The sequence below is a fragment of the Chloroflexota bacterium genome (genome assembly GCA_016197225.1).
Taxonomy (GTDB): domain Bacteria; phylum Chloroflexota; class Anaerolineae; order Anaerolineales; family VGOW01; genus VGOW01.
The window spans coordinates 93,517-110,471 of record JACPWC010000031.1 but is presented as its reverse complement, the minus strand read 5'-3'; the positions used below and the strand labels follow the sequence as shown (position 1 = coordinate 110,471).

Below are 16,955 nucleotides of genomic sequence, written 5' to 3'. Positions count from 1 at the left end.
GGTGAAGTAACAGCAGAAAAATTGTTCTGGCTGACGCTTTAGCCGGAAGCAATTATTCAGGCAAATTCTGTCTGAACCGTAACTTTTTGGGGGCATTGCCGACATTTTAGTAAGTTGCAACATAAATCAATCAGCGGGGAGTCTGTTTGAATGAAAACCCAAACAATTATGCGGCATCTGATCAATGTCGCGTCACGAAGCGCAATTTTTGTTGCCTTAATGCTTGGCCTTGTTCATGCCAGCCCGGTGGGCGTCGTTGCCGCCGAGGGCGGCGGTTTTAGAGCAGGTGAAATCGTCATCAAACTTAATCCACTTGCCGGCGCTACTGTTGACGACATCAACGCCACTTACCAAACCACAACTCTCAAATCACTCGCTCCCGCTGACGGCATCTATCTATTACAAACGCCGCCCGGCAAAGACGCTCAGATATTAGCAGAGACAATAGAGCTTGATCTGAGATTGTCGTTTGTCGAACTGAACTTTCTCGGCCAGGCGCCGGAAGCCGACCCGCGCGGCATCTCGCGCTGGGGCGGCATGGACGCCGCGCCTTACTCCAGTCAATATGCCGCCGACCTGCTTGGCCTGGCGCAGGCACAGGTCATCAGCCGGGGCGCAGGCGTTGTGGTCGCCGTCATTGATACCGGCGCGCAACTCGATCACCCGGCGCTGGCCGCCAGCTTCACTGCCGCTCGCCACGATTTTATTGACGGCGATGATGTGCCCGACGACGTTTTCAGCGGCCTGGACGGCGATGGCGATGGCGTGGCCGATGAAGCCGCCGGGCACGGCACGCACGTAGCGGGCATTGTTCACCTGGTTGCGCCCGAGGCGCAGATTATGCCGTTGCGCGTGCTGGATACGGACGGCAACGGCGATGTCTTCACGGTTGCCGAAGCGATCATGTACGCCATTCACAACGGCGCCAATGTGATCAACCTCAGCCTGGGCACGCCATCAAAATCGGATATGTTGAAGGAAGTAATTCGAACAGCCACTCGCAACGGCGTGGTGGTGGTGGCCGCCGCCGGCAACTTGAACAGCAAGGAGCCCCAATACCCCGCCGCCAATGAATGCGCGCTTTCGGTGACGGCTGTCGGCCCAGGCTCTATAAAATCCGACTTTGCAAATTTTAGCGGGGGCGTTGATTTTGCCGCGCCGGGAGAATCGATCTACAGCACATTCCCGAAAGATGGTTACGCCTGGTGGAGCGGCACTTCAATGGCGGCGCCGTTTGTGGCCGGGCAGGCCGCCCTCATTCACAGCGCCGCGCCGGGCCTCAATGTGCGCGAGATTGCCCTGTTGATGGGTGGCGTCGCCCATTCTTTGGATAAGCTCAATCCACAATTCGACGGACAGCTGGGCCAGGGCCAGGCCGACATCGGGGCCAGCCTCGAACGCCTCTTCACTAACCCCTTGCCCGCTTCCAACCGTGGCCTGATGGGCCTTAGTTGCGTCCAGTAACAATCGCCAAAGGAAATTAGAAAATGAACAAGAAAACCTACTAACCAAACCGTTCATTGTATCTTTCAACAATCCCCAGTCCTCTGGTTCCCCCGTTGTAGACAAGAGACGTGACTCCCACACGTCTCTTGTCATTTAAACCAACTCTCGCCATAGAGCAAAACGCATTGCCCAAAATTAATGACCAGCACTTTTCGATCAACTGGCTGGTATTTTTCATGATGGGTTTAAGCATTCTTAAACATGGTCAATCATCTGTCGCAGGCGTTTAGCAACACGCTACGGTTATTGTTACTTCTCTGTAACAAAACCAACATATATCCAAAACGCCATAACTTCCGTATTTGTTAAGCGACTATTAGATAACCACTTGCCGATTACAATCTAAAACTGTTTGGATAACATTTATGTCTTCTCATAAAGCTCGTATCATGTTGTACTCGCACGACACCTACGGCCTCGGCCACCTGCGCCGTAGTTTAGCCATTGCCGGGCAAGTGGCCGCCGATTTGCCGAAAGCCAGCCAGTTGCTCATCACCGGCTCGATGGTGGCCGGCGCATTTGGTCTGCCGCCCCGGCTGGACATGATCAAGTTACCCGCCCTCAGCAAACGCTCCAGCGGCAAGTATCAGTCGCGCGCTCTGCCGTTGACGCTCAACGAAACCATGGCCTGGCGCACTCAAATGATTCATCAGGCCGTCACCGCTTTCAAGCCCGACCTGGTGCTGGTGGACAAGTCCCCCGCCGGCGTGCAGGGCGAAATGCTCCCGGCCCTGCGTTATCTCAAAACCTGGTCGCCGGAAACAAAACTGGTGCTGGGCATGCGCGACATCGAAGACGACGCCGGCGCCACCCGCGCCGAATGGGAAGCGTCGGGCGTGCCGCAACTCCACGACGAAGTCTACGATCACATTTTGCTCTACGGCGAACGCAACATTTTTGATCCGGTTGAGGTTTATGGCATGTCGGCCAGCGCCGAGGCCAAGTTGATCGAATGCGGCTACCTGGGCCGCGCCGACGCCAAACGCAGTCCCGAAGTCGTCCGCCGCGAGTTGGGCATTGGCGACAACCCCTTCGTCGTGGTCACCGTTGGCGGCGGCGGCGATGGTTACGAAATCATCCAGGCATATTTGGAAATGCTCGGCAACTGGCCCGGCGGCGCGCCGTTTCATAGCCTGATCGTCACCGGCCCGCTCATGCCTCACAGCAAGCGCAAACTTCTGCGCCAGTCCGCTCGCGCCAACCACCTGACTATCGTCGAGTTCACGCCCGATCTCGGCAGTTATCTGGCGGCGGCTGATCTGGTGATCAGCATGGCCGGCTACAACACCGTTTGCGAAGTTCTCACCCTGGGCGCGCGTTCGCTTCTTGTTCCGCGCACCCGCCCGCGCACCGAACAACTTTTGCGCGCCGAACGGCTGGCCGCGCGCGGCCTGGCCCGCATGTTGATGCCCGAGCAACTCTCGCCCGAACGGCTGGCCGCCGAGATCGAGTCGGCCCTGGCCGAGCCGCGCCCCGCCCGGATGCTGGACATGAACGGCCTCTCGCGCGTGGGCCGGGCCATCACCGACTTGGTTGCCCCGCCTTCGCTTCCCAGCCACACCCGGCAAACCGTCAATGCCGAAGCCTTCTTTGAAAGAGTTGCCGCATGACGACCATTGCCTATCTCGTCAAGATGTATCCGCGCTTTTCGGAGACCTTCGTCGTCAACGAAATTCTGGAGTTGGAGCGCCAGGGCCTGAACGTCCGCATCTATTCGCTCCACCGGCCCAACGACGGACGCTTTCATGCCAGCCTGGCCCGGGTGCAGGCGCAGGTCATCTACACGCCAGAGTTTCCGCTGGCCGAGGCCGAAAAGTTTCTGCCCGCCCATCGCGCCCTCTTCAAAGCGGATCGCTCGCGCTATCTGCGTGTGTTGAGCAACGTTCTCACGGCCAGAGACGATGACTTTGAAGCCCGCCTCAAATACTTTCTCAAAGCCGGCTTCATCGCCGACCACCTGCTCCGCCACCCGGTAGACGCCGTTCACGCCCACTTCGCCACCAGCGCAACTCGCGTCGCCGGCCTCGTCCACGATCTTATTGGCACGCCCTACAGCTTCACTGCTCACGCCAAAGACATTTATCATCGCGATGTTAACATCGACTCCCTTCGCCAAAAGATCGGAGCCGCCCGCTTCGTCGTCACCGTCAGCGAGTTCAACCGCCTCTACCTGCAAGACCTGACGCCCGAAGGCGTTGGCGACATTCGCCGCCTCTTCAACGGCATTGATCTGGAAATGTTCCGCCCCAACCCGGCCACACCGCGCGAACCCAACCTGATTCTAGGGGTGGGCCGCCTCATCGAAAAGAAAGGCTGGGAAGATTTGATCCGCGCCTGCGCCCTGCTGGCCGAACACGGCTCGTCATTCCGGTGCGAGATCATCGGCAACGGCTCGCTCGAAGGAAAACTCAGGAAGTTGATCGCCGAACTCGGTTTGTCATCTCAAGTGAAACTGGTCGGGGCGCGGCCACAGGACGAAGTGCTGGCCGCCTACCGTCGGGCGACCGTGTTCGCCCTCCCGTGCATCGTCGGCCAGGACGGCAACCGCGACGGCCTGCCCACCGTTCTGCTCGAAGCCATGGCCGCCGGCCTGCCCGTCATCTCCACCGACGTGACCGGCGTGCCGGAGATCATTGACGACAATGTTGACGGCCTGCTCACGCCGCAAAACAACCCGGCGGCGCTGGCACGCGCCCTGGACCGTTTGCTCGTCAGCCCGGCCTTGCGCGAGCGGTTTTCGGCGGCGGCGCGGCGCAAGGTTGAGCGCGAGTTCGACGTGCGCCAGAACGTGGCCGTGCTTCATTACTGGCTGGCCGGGTCAACTTCGACCCAAGCGTTCCACACGCCGGTTGCGTACGCGCAATTTCAGGCCGCCCACTGATTCGGAGCGCGCCATGCTACTTGTAGAGAGCGCCCTGCGCCCCGACCCAAAATTGCGCCACCTCGAAATGGCCTGGCGGCCCGACGAGATGGCCGGATTCTTCAACGAGACGGTTCTGCCCGCCCTGAACGACTCGCGACAAGTGACTGAGGCGCGCCTCGAGCGGGTCACTTACTCGCCTGGCAAAGAGTGCTTCGCCGTCTACCGGCTTGAGTTCGAGAGCGACCTGGAACAGGCCGCTCGTTGTGTCGTCACCTTCGGCCAACGCGCCAAACTTCAGGAAGTATTCGCCCAACACTACCAGGCTCGTTGCGGCTCGGCAGTATTTCTGCCTGAGCCATCGTGCCTGGTCGAGTTTTTTCCGTCCGACTGGAAACTCCCGTTCCTGGCACGCGCCCTCGATCCACGAGAAATGGCGCAAGTGTTCGGCGACTCAAATCGCCGCCCTGAAATTAAAGTGCTGGCTTACTACGCTCACCGGCGGAGCATCCTTCGTTATCGCGTCGGTTCAACCAAAATGCTGGGCAAGCTTTACACGCCGGGGCCGCTGGTTGAGAGCGTGCGACAGGTGATGAAAGACGTTCATTTGCAGGGAACAATTCGCGGCCTCCTCACCCCCAAACCGCTCGCTGTCGTCGGTGAACTGCTTCTCATGGAATGGCTCCCCGGCGTGTCAATGGATCGGGCGCTGGAGCAAACGGGAATGGAACAGAGCCGGGCCGCCATCCGGTTGGCGGCTGAGGCTTTGTCTAAAATCCATCGTCTTCAAGTCCACTGCGAGTCATGGCGATCATTGGACTCCGACTGGGAACGTCACGGCCAGCGGGCCGGCCAACTGCATCTCGTAGCGCCCGAACTCGCCGGGCAAGTTGACGCCCTGCGTGAGCAGATCAAGGCGCGCCTCGTTCGGCTTGATTCAGCGCCCAGCGTGTTTCTGCACGGCGACTACAAGACCGCTCAACTTCTGCTCGACGGCGACCGGCTGGGCGTGGTGGACTTTGACCGGGCCGGCTTCGGCGACCCGGCGATTGACGTGGGCAACTTCATGGCCGACCTGCGCCGGACGGCGGCGGCGACCGGTCAAGCCTTCTTAAGCGATCTCGCAGATGAATTTCTGGCTGAGTATCAGGCGCGTTCCCCCGAATTGGATAACGAATTAGAAGTGCGCGTCCGCCTGATGCAGAGCCTGGCTCTGGTCCGTATGGCAATGCGAACGTTCCGGCACGCGCCCCACGTTGAAGCATTGGCCGGGCCGGACTCGCTGACCTGGCTGTTGCTGCAGGAAGCGACCGAATGTTTGGAGCAGGCATGATGACTCCCGGCAACCAGAAACCGATGAATATCCTTTACCTCTGTGCTGATCGGGGCATCCCCGTTCGTGGACACAAAGGCGCCGCCATTCACGTGCGGGCGCTGGCCGAGGCCTTCAACCGCGCCGGGCACTCGGTGACGTTGATGGCGCCCAACCCCGGCCCGGCAGACGGCCCTTCGCCGTCGGCCAACATCGTCGTCGTGCCGCTGCCCGAAACGGCGGACGAATTGAACGCTCGCGAACTGAACGCTCGCGAAGCGCAAGCCCAGGGGTACGCCGGCGTTTTGGCTGAAGCGGCGCGAGGGCAAATTGAGTCGGGCGCATTCGATTTCATCTACGAGCGTTATTCTCTGTGGAGCAATGCCGGCGCGCGCCTCAGCCGTGAAACCGGCCTGCCGCTGGTTCTCGAAGTCAACGCGCCCCTGCGCCTCGAAGCCTCGCGTTATCGCGCTCTGGCCGACGCTGAAACGGCGGCCCGGATCGAAAGTGAACAATTGACAAGGGCCAGCGCCATCAGTGTCGTTTCAGACAACTTGCGCGATTACGTTCTCAAGCAAGGCGCACCGCCGGAGCGCGTTCACGTCCTGCCCAACGCGGTAGACATCGCTCACTTTCATCCCGGCGTGTCCGGCCAGCAAATCCGCGCCAGCTACGGATTGAAAGATCAAATTGTCATCGGCTTCGTCGGGCGGCCCCGGCCCTGGCACGACCTGGACACTCTGCTCGCGGCCTTTGTTCAACTGCTCGCCGCCGACTCGCGCTTTCACCTTCTGCTGGTGGGCGACATGCCCGAGTCGCTTAGGTCGGCCATCAGCCTGCTCGGCCTGGATCAGGCCGTCACCCTCACCGGCCCCATCGCTCACGATCAGGTCCCGGCTCACATCGCAGCCATGGACGTGGCCGTCTCGCCGCATCCACCGCTAGCCGACTTCTACTTCTCGCCGCTCAAAGTTTTCGAATACCTGGCTTGCGGCGCGCCGACGGTGGCCGCCGACATCGGGCAGGTGGCCGAGTTGATCAGAGACGGCGAGACCGGCGGCCTTTATTCGCCGGGCAACGCCGACTCGCTGGCAAATTCCATTCTCGCCCTGACGGCCAACCCGGCTCGCGCCAAAGAGATCGGCTGGAAGGCGGCGACTCACATTCTCGAATATCACACCTGGGATAAAAACGCCGGCGCAGTGGTGGCCTGGGTTGACGGTTCAGCCGCCACCCAATCCACACCGGCGGCTGAACCCCGGCCCGTCCCACTTCCGATCTTCGATCACAAACTCCGCCAGCGTCTCTATTGCGCCTCGCGCGCCGACCTGGCCGCGCCGCTTCTCTCACAACACCTGTCGCCGCCGGTCGTCGTCGAGGCCATCGAAGTGCTCAAATACAAGCCGGGGCGGCGCTGTGTGCTGGCCTACCAACTGGCCGGCGGCCAAAACGTGATCGGCAAAGTTTTCAAAGACGAACGCGGCCTGCGCCTCTTTCGTCTGCAACAGCGTTTGTGGCAGGGATGCTTTGGGCCGGCGGCGGCAGACGGGATTCACGTTTCGCAACCGCTGGCTTACATCCCCGAAATGCGAATGTTGTTGCAGGAACGGGCGAGCGGAACCACCCTCAATGCGCTGGCCCGCAAAACGGACGACATTCGAATGCACGTCCGGCGAAGCGCGCAGGGCATCGCCAAATTGCATGAGTCCGGGTTGGCAACCGCCTGCGCCGGCGAAGAGCCGTTGAGCCGGTATCTTCTGACGAACGAAGTGGAAAATCTGTCCCTCTTCGCCGCCGCCTTGCTGAAAGTCCGCCCTCAATCTGAGGCAAGCGTGATGAGTTTGCGCGACGCACTCCGGGATTGGGCCGCGCAACTGCCCGCGCCGGAAACAATCACACCCGTTCATCGCGACTTCTACTACAGCCAGGTTTTATTCGACGGCCCGCGCCTGACTCTGATTGATTTCGACCTGCTGGCCCTCGGCGACCCGGCTATTGATGCGGCGAACTTTCTGGCCCACCTGTTCCTCATGGGCCTCGACCAGTTGAACGACCTCGATGCGTTCTCCCGCGAGGCCGGCCTGTTCCTGGAAACTTACGCCAGCCACCGTTTTGTGGACGAAGCCTTTTTACAGAGAATGGCCTTTTACGAAGCCGCCACGTTCTTCCGTCTGATGAAGGTGGTCGCCGCCCGCCCCAACTGGAGCCGCCACTTTGAGCCGCTTCTCCACCGCACCCAGCAATGTCTGGAGGTCGCATGAACCTCAAGGAAACCCGCAGGCGCTACATTCCGCTGATCGGCGTTGATACCCGCTACCTGCACTACCTGAAGTCGTACAGCAACCTGCTTCTTGTTTCGCTGGGCTTGATTCTGGTGGTGGCCGTGCTGGACACCCTCGCCCCCTGGCCTGTCAAACTCATCGTAGACAACGTCCTCGGCGGCACATTATTCACCGGCCCGTTGAAAGACGCCATCACCCTCTTCATTGGAAACGATCAACGGGTGCTGACCGCCGTGCTTGGCATTGTCCTATTGGGCCTCACCGTTTTGCAGGGCCTGGCCGCTTTCGCCTTCGAGTACATGAACGGCACGATTCAAGAGAAAGCCACCTTCCGCCTGCGCTCCGACGTCTTCAGCCACGTCCAAAGACTGCCGCTCGAATTTTACGATCAGAGCCGGATGGGCGACGTGGTCAAACGCTTGACGGACGATTCGAGCAAAGTGATGGTGGCTCTGGTGGGAAGCCTGGGCGAATTGCTGGTCAACGCCGTGACGTTCCTGGGCTTTGCCAGCGTGATGTTGTTTATCAACTGGCGCTTCTCGATCATCATTCTGGCTTACGTGCCGCTGTTGTTCTTCCTGTTCCTCACTTTCCGCCGCAACATTCGCGAAAGCGCCCGGACGGCCCGAAACTACGAAGGACAGATGACAAACCTGGCGCTGGAAACCATGGAAGCGATTCGGGTGGTGAAGGCCTTTGGGCGCGAATCTTACGAGCAGGCCCGTTTTGAGGCGCACGGCAAAGAGCGCGTCCGCGCCGGGTTGCAGTCCATCCGTTGGACGGCCTCGTTCAGTCCGGTGATTGATTTCATTCAGGCGGCGGGCACGGCGGCGGTGATCTGGTATGGCGTCTCGCAAATTCTGATCGGCCAGCTCAGCGTCGGCGAGTTGTTGCTCTTCCTGTCGTACCTCAGTTCGATCTACAAGCCGCTGAAGAAGTTCGGCTCGCTGGCCGGAGAGTTGCAGAAGGCCGCCGTCGGCGCGGATCGACTCTCGGAGTTGTTGGACGCCGATGTTGGCATCCGTCAGTCGCCAAACGCCCGCTCTCTGCGCCGGGCCAGAGGCCAGGTGACGTTTGACCACGTGACGTTTGCCTACGCCAGCGCGCCAGACCGGCCCACCCTTCAAGATTTTGATTTGCGGGTGGATGCCGGACAGGTGGTGGCGCTGATCGGCGCGACCGGCGCGGGCAAGTCCACCATCACCAATCTCCTCATCCGCTTCTATGACGTGAGCGCGGGCCAGATTCTGATTGACGGCGTCAACGTGCGTGACATCAAATTAGAAGACCTGCAACGACAGTTTGCCCTCGTGCCGCAGGAGTCGGTCCTGTTCGCCACCACCCTCCGCGACAACATTGGCTATGGCCGCCCCGGCGCCAGCGAGGCCGATATTCTGGCCGCCGCCCGCGCCGCCAACGCCGACGAATTCATCCGCCGCCTGCCCAAAGGTTACGAGACCCTCATCGGCGAGCGCGGCGCAACGCTGTCTGGCGGCCAGCGGCAACGGATCGCCATCGCTCGCGCCTTGTTGCGCAACGCCCCCATTTTGATCCTCGACGAGCCGACGGCGGCCCTCGACGCTGAATCGGAAGAACTGGTGATGAGCGCGCTGGAGCGCCTGATGCAGGGCCGCACGACCTTCATCATCGCCCATCGCCTGTCTACCATTCGCGACGCCGACCTCATCGTGGTGCTTGAGCAGGGCCGTATCGTGGAGAAGGGCCGCCACGCCGACCTCATCCGGCTCGGCGGGCATTACGCCCGGCTGGTGCAGTTGCAACGCGGCGCCGATGTGGCCATGCCGGTGTTGGAAGGTGTGGCCCGATGATCGTCAATCGCTGGCTGGCGCTGGGATTCCTGGCGATGCTGGCCCTGCCGCTGGGGGTGAGCGCGATGACGTTCTACACCCTGGCGACGGTTGACCCGTCGCGCATTGTGGCTGGCACGCCATTAGTCGTCACCCCGTCTCCAACACAACTTCCAACCGAGACGCCCGATCCGGCTCAAATCTACCTGGACGGATTGGTCGCTTACGACGCGGGGGATTATCTTCTGGCCGAAGCGCGTTTTCGCGCGGCGCTGGCGCAGGCCCCCAACCAGGCCAACTGGCACAACAGCCTGGGCCTCACCCTGACCCAACTTGGGCGACAGGATGAAGCGATTGCCGAATATCAAACCGCCATCGCTTTTGATCCGGCGCTGGCCGAGGCGCATTACAACCTGGCCGCCCTCTACCATGCGCTGAATGAATGGGCCAAAGCCGAGGCCGCATATCAAACGGCGCTGGAGGCCGACCCGAACCTGGCTCAGGCTTACATCGGGCTTGGCAACTTGTATCAGGATCAGGGCAAGTTTGTTGAGGCGTTGACGCCTTACGAGCAGGCGGTGATGCTTGCGCCCGCCTCTTCGACGGCGCAACTTAATTTGGGCGTGGCTTATGCGAACGCAGGAGAGCTGGCTAAGGCGGAATTGGCGCTTGAGAAGGCGGTGGCCCTGGCCCCCGACCACGCGCCCGCGCACTACAACCTGGGCGTGGTTTACGCTTACCAGGCCGAGGCCGAGAAGGCGCGGCAGGAATTCAGGCTGGTGCTCAGCCTTGCGCCCGACTCGACCTGGGCAACGCAAGCCGGCCAGCAACTACAACAACTTCAACCCTGAATCAAAAAGGAATCGTTTTCAATGTTCAACCGTTTAGCGCGCAAAATTGCGCTTCCCGTCCTGGCCCTGCCGGCGCTGGCTGTCACGCTCATCAGCCTGTTCATTCTGCTCTCGACGATCACGAATGCGGCGGTTGCCAGCAAGCCCGGCGATGTTCTCTACTCGCTCCGCCAGCCTGCGCTCGAACTTCAACTCTCTCTGACAACCGATCCCGACACGCGCGCGCAGATCGAACTGCAACTGCAAACGGTATCCACCGAAAACGCCGCCACCGTTGAAGCTCAGGCCACCACTTCCAACTCTATTCAATCTTCGTCGTCAGGCAACGGCTCGTCTCAGAGCAACAACGGGAGCGGCGACAACGCCGGGCCGTCGCCATCCAACACGGCCCAACCCACCGAGCCGCCTGCCGTTCCCACCAACACATCTGAGTCCAGCGGGCCGTCGCCGTCCAACACGGTTGAACCGACTCGCACGCCAGAGCCTGGCCAAGACTCCGGCTCGTCGCCCTCGAACACGCCGCAACCCACCAACACCTTCGAGCCGACCAAAACGCCTCAGCCGTCCAATACGCCTGAGCCGACTCGCACTGAAGAGCCGACGAAAACGCCCAATTCGTCCAACACGCCCGAACCGACACGCACGCCGAAACCTGAAGATGGAGGCGGAGGAGGTGGTGGAAATGGAGGCGGAGGGGGCGGCAACGGCAACGGCGGCTCGTCACCGTCAAACACGCCCAAGCCGTAATCACAAAAAGAAGAGGCCCGGCTTCGTGCATGAAGCCGGGCCTTTTTTGGGTTGGTGCTGCTCGGTTGATTTCGATTTAGCGATTAAACCTTATCCAACCGCGTCCTCGCGGTTGGCCGCCCGCGAGGACGCGGGCTATGAGCTTATTTCCGATAAGGTCTATTCTGAAAATGCGCCTTCAACGCCGACAACTCCGGCTCAATGCGCACCGCCTCGCCCGCCGCCCGCATCGCCGACTTCACGTCCTTCAAACCGTTGCCGGTGTTCATCACTAGAATCGTTTCGTCCGCTTTCACCAGGCCACTCCGCGCCGCTTTGACCAGGCCGGCATAAGCCGTGGCCCCGGCCGGCTCGGCGAAGACCGCCGCCCCGCGCGCCAGGTCGCGCATCGCCGCCAAAATTTCCTCGTCGCTGACGACGACATATTCGCCGCTGGTGTCGCGCACGGCCCGCACCGCCCGCACGCCGTCGCGCGGCAAGTCCACCGAAATGCTGTCGGCGAGGGTGTTGGCTGACACAGGCGTGATGGTTTCGGTGTCCGCCGCCCAGGCGTTGGCGCACGCCGCCGAGCCTTCGGCCTGCACACCCATCAACTTTGGCATCTTATCAATCCAGCCGAGGGCCAGCAAATCCTTGAAGCCCTTGTGAATGCCGGAGATGATATTGCCATCGCCGACTGAGACGAAGACGCGATCGGGGGCAAGCCATTTGGTTATTGGTAATTGGTTATTGGAGATTTGCGTGAACTGCTCGCACATCTCAAACGCCGCCGTCTTCTTGCCCTCAGCCGTGAACGGGTTGTAGCCGGTGTTGCGGCAATACCAGCCGAACTCGCGCGAGGCCTCCAGCGTCAGGTCAAACGCCTGGTCGTAGTTGCCCTTCACCAAAACCACCCGCGCTCCAAACATCAACAACTGTGCGACTTTTGCCGGCGGCGCGGTTTCGGGGGCCAGGATGACGACGGGTTGGGCGACAGCGGCGGCCATCCCGGCCAGAGCCGCGCCCGCGTTGCCGGTGGAAGCCGCCGCGATCACCTCAGCCTTGATCTCGCGCCCTCGCGCGACCACCACCGCCGAGGCGCGATCTTTGAACGAGGCGGTCGGGTTGCGGCCATCGTCCTTCACAAACACGTTTCGCAAATTGAGATCGGCGGCGAGGCGGTCGGCGCGATAAAGTGGCGTCCAGCCAACAGCGGACAACGGAGTTAACGAAGGGAACGGAAATGATACTGGCAAAAGAGGCAGATAGCGCCAAATGGAAAAGTCGGGCGAGGCTGAGATCGAGTCGGGCGAGGCCGCGCGGTTGATTGCGGCATAATCTAAGACAACGTCGAGGTTGCCTGTGTCGCCGTGTTTAGGGCAAACGTATTGAACGGCATCGGGCGCGTACTCCGCGCCGCACAACGAACAGCGGTAGCCTAAAAAATTGCTCACAGCTTTATCCATTCGCGCGCTGGAACTCAATCATGAACTGGGCCAGCACTTCCGCTGACTCGTGCGGCAGGGCGTTGTAGAGCGAAGCGCGCAAGCCGCCCACCGAGCGGTGGCCCTTGAGTCCGATCAGGCCCTGCTTCTCCGACTCCTTCACGAATTGCTTTTCCAACTCTTCGGAGGGCAGGCGAAAAGGGATATTCATCTTGGATCGGCTCTCCGGCTGGGCGTGGCCCCGATAGAAACCGCCACTGCGATCAATGACCTGATAGACTAGGTTGGCCTTCGCTTCGTTACGTTTGGCGATCTCGGTCAGGCCGCCGAGATCCAACAGCCAACGGAACACCAGGCCGACGATGTAAATGGCGAACGAGGGCGGTGTGTTGTGCAGTGAGCCAGACTCGGCCAGCACTTTGTAGTCGAGCATGACCGGCATCTTCGGCGGCACGCGGGCCAGCAGGTCGTCGCGAATGATGACGACGGTTGTTCCCGCCGGGCCGGCGTTCTTTTGCGCGCCCGCGTAAATCAGCGCGTATTTGGATACGTCCACTGGCCTGCTCAAAAAGTCGGACGACATATCGCACACCAGCGGCACGCCGTCGGACGGAGCCGGTTGCACGCCGTCCGGCCACTCGTTGCCGTGAATCGTTTCGTTGGCGGTGATGTGCAAGTAAGCGGCTTTGGGATCAAGGTCGAGATCAGAGAGGGCGGGCAAACGATCAAAGCCTGTCTTCTCGGTCGAGGCGGCCAGGCGAGTCGGGCCGAGCTTGTCGGCTTCTTTGTGGGCCGTCTTGCCCCACACTCCGCTGACCACGTAATCGGCGGAGGCTCCGGCGGGGCGGAGGTTCATGGGCAACATGGCGAATTGCAGAGTCGCCCCGCCCTGTAAAAACATCACCTTGTAATTTGAGGGCAGGCCGAGGAGAGTCCGCAGATCAGCTTCGGCCTGCTTGATCAGCCCTTCAAATTCCGCCGAGCGGTGACTCATCTCCATCACCGAAAGGCCGCAACCGTTATAGTCGAGCAGTTCGGCCTGAGCCTTTTCGAGCACCGGGCGCGGCAGAACCGCCGGGCCGGCGTTGAAGTTATGAACGTGTTTTGATGTTGTCATTTGATCCTCTGTTGGGTGGGAGCGCGCTGTACACGCGACATTGAGTATCGCGGCTACAGGCCGCTCTCACGACGATTACTGTGCCTTCATCGCCTTCCACACCTTTTCCGGCGTGAGCGGCAGATCGCGGATGCGGACGCCGACGGCGTCGAACACGGCATTGGCGACGGCGGGCGCGACGCCGTCCATCGGAATCTCGGCCACGGCTTTCGCGCCGAACGGGCCGCTCGGCTCGTAAGTTGGCACAAGGATGGCTTGCACTTCGGGCACTTCGTCGGCGGCAAAGATGTGGTAGTCGCCGAAGCGCGTGGCGAGCGAGCGCCCGTTTTCGTCGTAGGCCATTTCTTCAGAGACGGCGTAACCGAGAGCCTGCACCTGCCCGCCTTCGATCTGGCCGATGGACGTTTGCGGATTGATGGCTGTGCCGCAGTCAACGGCCATCACCAGTTTAGTCACCGTCACCTGACCGGTCTGGGTGTCCACTTCCACTTCGGCGTATTGGGCAGCGAAGGGCGGCGGCGAGTGCGGCGACATGTGCGAAGCGGTGGCCATGATCTGTTGCTGGTCTTCGGTGTGCAGGCTGTTGAGGGCCACAGCTTCCAACGTCACGCTTTCGCCGTTGGGCGCAAAGACCGAGCGGCCTTTGAGCGACATGCCTTCGAGCGAAGTCTTGAGCATTTTGGCGGCGCGCTCGAAAATTTGGGCGCGCACTTTCTCGGCGGCTTTCTTCACTGCGCCGCCGGAAATGTAGGTGGTGCTGGAAGCGTAAGCGCCGGTGTCAAACGGGGTGAAGTCGGTGTCGGATGAGTAGATGACGACGTCGTTCAACGGCACGCCGAGAGTCTCGGCGGCGATCTGGGCCAGCACCGTGTCCGAGCCGGTGCCCAGGTCGGTGGCCCCGACCAGGACGTTGAAACTGCCATCGTCGTTCATCTTGATGCTGGCCGCGCCCATGTCGAGTCCGGCGATGGCTGTGCCGTGCATAGCGACGGCCATGCCCAGCCCGCGCCGGATGTGAGGCCGTTTCGGATCGACACGCCAGGCAGATGCAGGATCGAGTTTACGATCCCAGGCAATGGCGGCGGCCCCTTGCTCCACACATTCGGGCAGGGCGCAGGTCTGCACGATCTGAGCCGCGGCCTCGTGATCGCCTTCGCCCACCGCGCCGGTGATTGCCACCGGGTCGCCCACCTTCACCGCGTTCTTCAAGCGGAACTCAACCGGGTCGAGGCCCATCTCCAGCGCAATCTCTTCCATCAAACATTCGAGGGCGAAGAGGCCTTGCGGCGCGCCGTAGCCGCGAAACGCGCCGGGTGTGGGGATGTTCGTGTAGACGATCTCGGCCTCGAGCAACATGTGCGGACTCTTGTAAGTGGCGAGGCCTCTCATGCCGGCCACACTGCACACGGTGAGGCCGTGCGTGCCGTACGCGCCCGTGTTCTCCACAATATGCATGTGAAGCGCATTGAGCGTGCCGTCCTTCTTCACCCCAGCGCGGTAAGTGATGGTTTGCGGGTGGCGCGAGCGGGCGCTGGTGAACTCCTGTTCGCGGGTATATTCAAAACGCACCGGGCGGCTAGTGGCAATGGTCAGGTGGGCGCACAGGTCTTCGATGAGCATTTCCTGCTTGCCGCCGAAGCCGCCGCCGATGCGGGGCTTGATGACGCGAATGCGCTTGACGGGCAGGCCGAGCAGAGGGGCTACCATGCGCCGCACATGAAACGGAACCTGAGTGCTGGTGCGAATCACCAGCCGCTCGTCTTCGTCCCAGTAAGTGACTACGATGTGCGGCTCAATGTGCGCCTGCTGAACTTGGTGGACGTGATACGTTCGCTCGAAGACGTGATCGGACTCGGCCAAGCCTTTGTCAATGTCGCCAATCGTCGTGTGAATCGTGGCGGCGATGTTGCGGCCGGCGTCGTTGATGCCCACCGCGTCCGGCTCGTCGTGGATGATCGGCGCGCCGGGTTTCATCGCCTCGTCGGGCGTGAAGGCTGAAGGCAGAACTTCGTACTCAACTTCGATTAGCTTCACCGCTTCTTTGGCAATCTCCGGCGACTCCGCCGCCACGACGGCCACTCGGTCGCCCACGTGCCGCACTTTCGAGTCGAGCGACACCTGATCCCAGGGCTTGGGGTTGGGCCAGGTCTGTCCACCCGAGGCGTAGATCACGCGCGGCACATCCTGATAAGTGAGCACGGCATGAACGCCGGGCAAGACTCTGGCTTTGCTGGCGTCAATGTGTTTGATGCGGGCGTGAGCGTGCGGGCTGGTGAGCATGGCCGCGTGCAACATTCCCGGCAGATCAACGTCGTCGGCAAAAACGGGTTTGCCCTTCGCCAGTTTGACCGCGTCCACTTTGGTTTCGGGGCGACCGACGACTTCGGTGGTGGGCTTGGTGTCAACGGTGGGGAAGGTGATGAGGCGCGATTGAGTCTGAACGCCGCCGCCGGTTGCCGGGGAAGGCGGCTCTTCAAATGGGCGCATGGACGCGCCGAAGAGCGACTCGATGGGAATGGCGTGGCCGCCATCAATGGGTGGAACCGCCTCGCCGCGCAGAACCGCCGCCACCCGCAGAATCGCTTCCACCGGTTTCACGTAGCCAGTGCAACGGCAGAGCACGCCGCTCAAGGCGTCGCGCACTTGCGCTTCGGTGGGCCTCGGCTCCTTCTCCAGCAATTGCTTCGCGGCCAGAGCCATCGCCGGGGTGCAGTAGCCGCACTGGATCGCGCCCGTCTCGGCAAACGCCTGATGGATCGGATGCAGGCTTGGGCCGATGTTGAGCGACTCGTTGGCAACGATGGAGTGACCGTCGGCTTGCGCGGCCAGCATCACACAAGTCGGCGTCAACTTGCCGTCAATCAACACCGAACACGCGCCGCACTCGCCGGTCTCACAGCCGTGCTTGACGCTCCACATGCCGGAGCGCCGCAAGAGCGACATGAGCGTCTCGCCCGGCGCGCAGGAGAATGTTTTGGATTGCCCGTTGAGGGTGAATTGAATGTTCATGAGTGTCTGTCGCTGACAGCAGTAATTGGTTATTGGTTA

Annotated in this window: 11 protein-coding genes; 8 read left to right on the top strand and 3 right to left on the bottom strand. The window is 61.2% G+C overall.

From position 1 onward, the window contains the following. Positions 1-150: 150 nt before the first annotated feature. The 8 genes from HYZ49_06015 (at position 151) to HYZ49_05980 (ending at position 11,366) form a co-directional block, all read left to right on the top strand. Positions 151-1,464: a S8 family serine peptidase gene (locus HYZ49_06015; protein ID MBI3241834.1), complete on the top strand. Its 1,314-nt coding sequence runs from the start codon at positions 151-153 to the stop codon at positions 1,462-1,464. Positions 1,465-1,871: 407 nt separating this feature from the next. After that, complete coding sequence (locus HYZ49_06010) at positions 1,872-3,116, top strand: glycosyltransferase (GenBank protein ID MBI3241833.1); 1,245 nt, start codon at positions 1,872-1,874, stop codon at positions 3,114-3,116. Further along, positions 3,113-4,387 carry a glycosyltransferase gene (locus tag HYZ49_06005; GenBank protein MBI3241832.1) on the top strand — a complete coding sequence of 425 codons (1,275 nt, stop codon included), beginning with the start codon at positions 3,113-3,115 and terminating at the stop codon, positions 4,385-4,387. Before HYZ49_06010 ends, HYZ49_06005 begins: the two co-directional genes overlap by 4 nt. A 13-nt stretch (positions 4,388-4,400) precedes the next feature. After that, complete coding sequence (locus tag HYZ49_06000) at positions 4,401-5,699, top strand: aminoglycoside phosphotransferase family protein (protein ID MBI3241831.1); 1,299 nt, start codon at positions 4,401-4,403, stop codon at positions 5,697-5,699. After that, entirely contained in the window at positions 5,696-7,939 is a 2,244-nt protein-coding gene (locus tag HYZ49_05995; protein ID MBI3241830.1) for a glycosyltransferase, read from the top strand. The genes HYZ49_06000 and HYZ49_05995 overlap by 4 nt, the downstream gene beginning before the upstream one ends. Further along, on the top strand, positions 7,936-9,789 hold the full coding sequence (locus HYZ49_05990; GenBank protein MBI3241829.1) for an ABC transporter ATP-binding protein: 1,854 nt from the start codon (positions 7,936-7,938) through the stop codon (positions 9,787-9,789). Before HYZ49_05995 ends, HYZ49_05990 begins: the two co-directional genes overlap by 4 nt. Continuing rightward, the gene (locus tag HYZ49_05985) at positions 9,786-10,619 is read left to right on the top strand and encodes a tetratricopeptide repeat protein (protein MBI3241828.1); all 834 of its coding nucleotides are present in this window, start codon (positions 9,786-9,788) and stop codon (positions 10,617-10,619) included. The genes HYZ49_05990 and HYZ49_05985 overlap by 4 nt, the downstream gene beginning before the upstream one ends. Before the next feature lie 21 nt (positions 10,620-10,640). Further along, complete coding sequence (locus HYZ49_05980) at positions 10,641-11,366, top strand: hypothetical protein (protein ID MBI3241827.1); 726 nt, start codon at positions 10,641-10,643, stop codon at positions 11,364-11,366. 143 nt (positions 11,367-11,509) lie between these two features. On the opposite strand, the gene thrC is transcribed toward HYZ49_05980, so the two are convergent. The 3 genes from thrC to HYZ49_05965 all read right to left on the bottom strand — a co-directional run bounded on the left by thrC (position 11,510) and on the right by HYZ49_05965 (position 16,916). Next, complete coding sequence (thrC, locus tag HYZ49_05975; GenBank protein ID MBI3241826.1) at positions 11,510-12,811, bottom strand: threonine synthase; 1,302 nt, start codon at positions 12,809-12,811, stop codon at positions 11,510-11,512. Beyond that, positions 12,804-13,907: a 3-phosphoserine/phosphohydroxythreonine transaminase gene (gene serC / locus HYZ49_05970; protein ID MBI3241825.1), complete on the bottom strand. Its 1,104-nt coding sequence runs from the start codon at positions 13,905-13,907 to the stop codon at positions 12,804-12,806. The genes thrC and serC overlap by 8 nt, the downstream gene beginning before the upstream one ends. Before the next feature lie 75 nt (positions 13,908-13,982). Continuing rightward, positions 13,983-16,916, bottom strand: a complete 2,934-nt coding sequence (locus tag HYZ49_05965) for a molybdopterin-dependent oxidoreductase (protein MBI3241824.1) — start codon at positions 16,914-16,916, stop codon at positions 13,983-13,985. Positions 16,917-16,955 lie beyond the last annotated feature (39 nt).

Excerpts from the sequence above, each read along its gene's own strand:
- thrC (MBI3241826.1), bottom strand. The coding sequence starts at position 12,811 with ATGGATAAAGCTGTGAGCAATTTTTTAGGCTACCGCTGTTCGTTGTGC.
- HYZ49_06015 (MBI3241834.1), top strand. The coding sequence starts at position 151 with ATGAAAACCCAAACAATTATGCGGCATCTGATCAATGTCGCGTCACGA.
- HYZ49_05995 (MBI3241830.1), top strand. The coding sequence starts at position 5,696 with ATGATGACTCCCGGCAACCAGAAACCGATGAATATCCTTTACCTCTGT.
- HYZ49_06005 (MBI3241832.1), top strand. The coding sequence starts at position 3,113 with ATGACGACCATTGCCTATCTCGTCAAGATGTATCCGCGCTTTTCGGAG.
- serC (MBI3241825.1), bottom strand. The coding sequence starts at position 13,907 with ATGACAACATCAAAACACGTTCATAACTTCAACGCCGGCCCGGCGGTT.
- HYZ49_05990 (MBI3241829.1), top strand. The coding sequence starts at position 7,936 with ATGAACCTCAAGGAAACCCGCAGGCGCTACATTCCGCTGATCGGCGTT.
- HYZ49_06000 (MBI3241831.1), top strand. The coding sequence starts at position 4,401 with ATGCTACTTGTAGAGAGCGCCCTGCGCCCCGACCCAAAATTGCGCCAC.
- HYZ49_05980 (MBI3241827.1), top strand. The coding sequence starts at position 10,641 with ATGTTCAACCGTTTAGCGCGCAAAATTGCGCTTCCCGTCCTGGCCCTG.
- HYZ49_05965 (MBI3241824.1), bottom strand. The coding sequence starts at position 16,916 with ATGAACATTCAATTCACCCTCAACGGGCAATCCAAAACATTCTCCTGC.
- HYZ49_05985 (MBI3241828.1), top strand. The coding sequence starts at position 9,786 with ATGATCGTCAATCGCTGGCTGGCGCTGGGATTCCTGGCGATGCTGGCC.
- HYZ49_06010 (MBI3241833.1), top strand. The coding sequence starts at position 1,872 with ATGTCTTCTCATAAAGCTCGTATCATGTTGTACTCGCACGACACCTAC.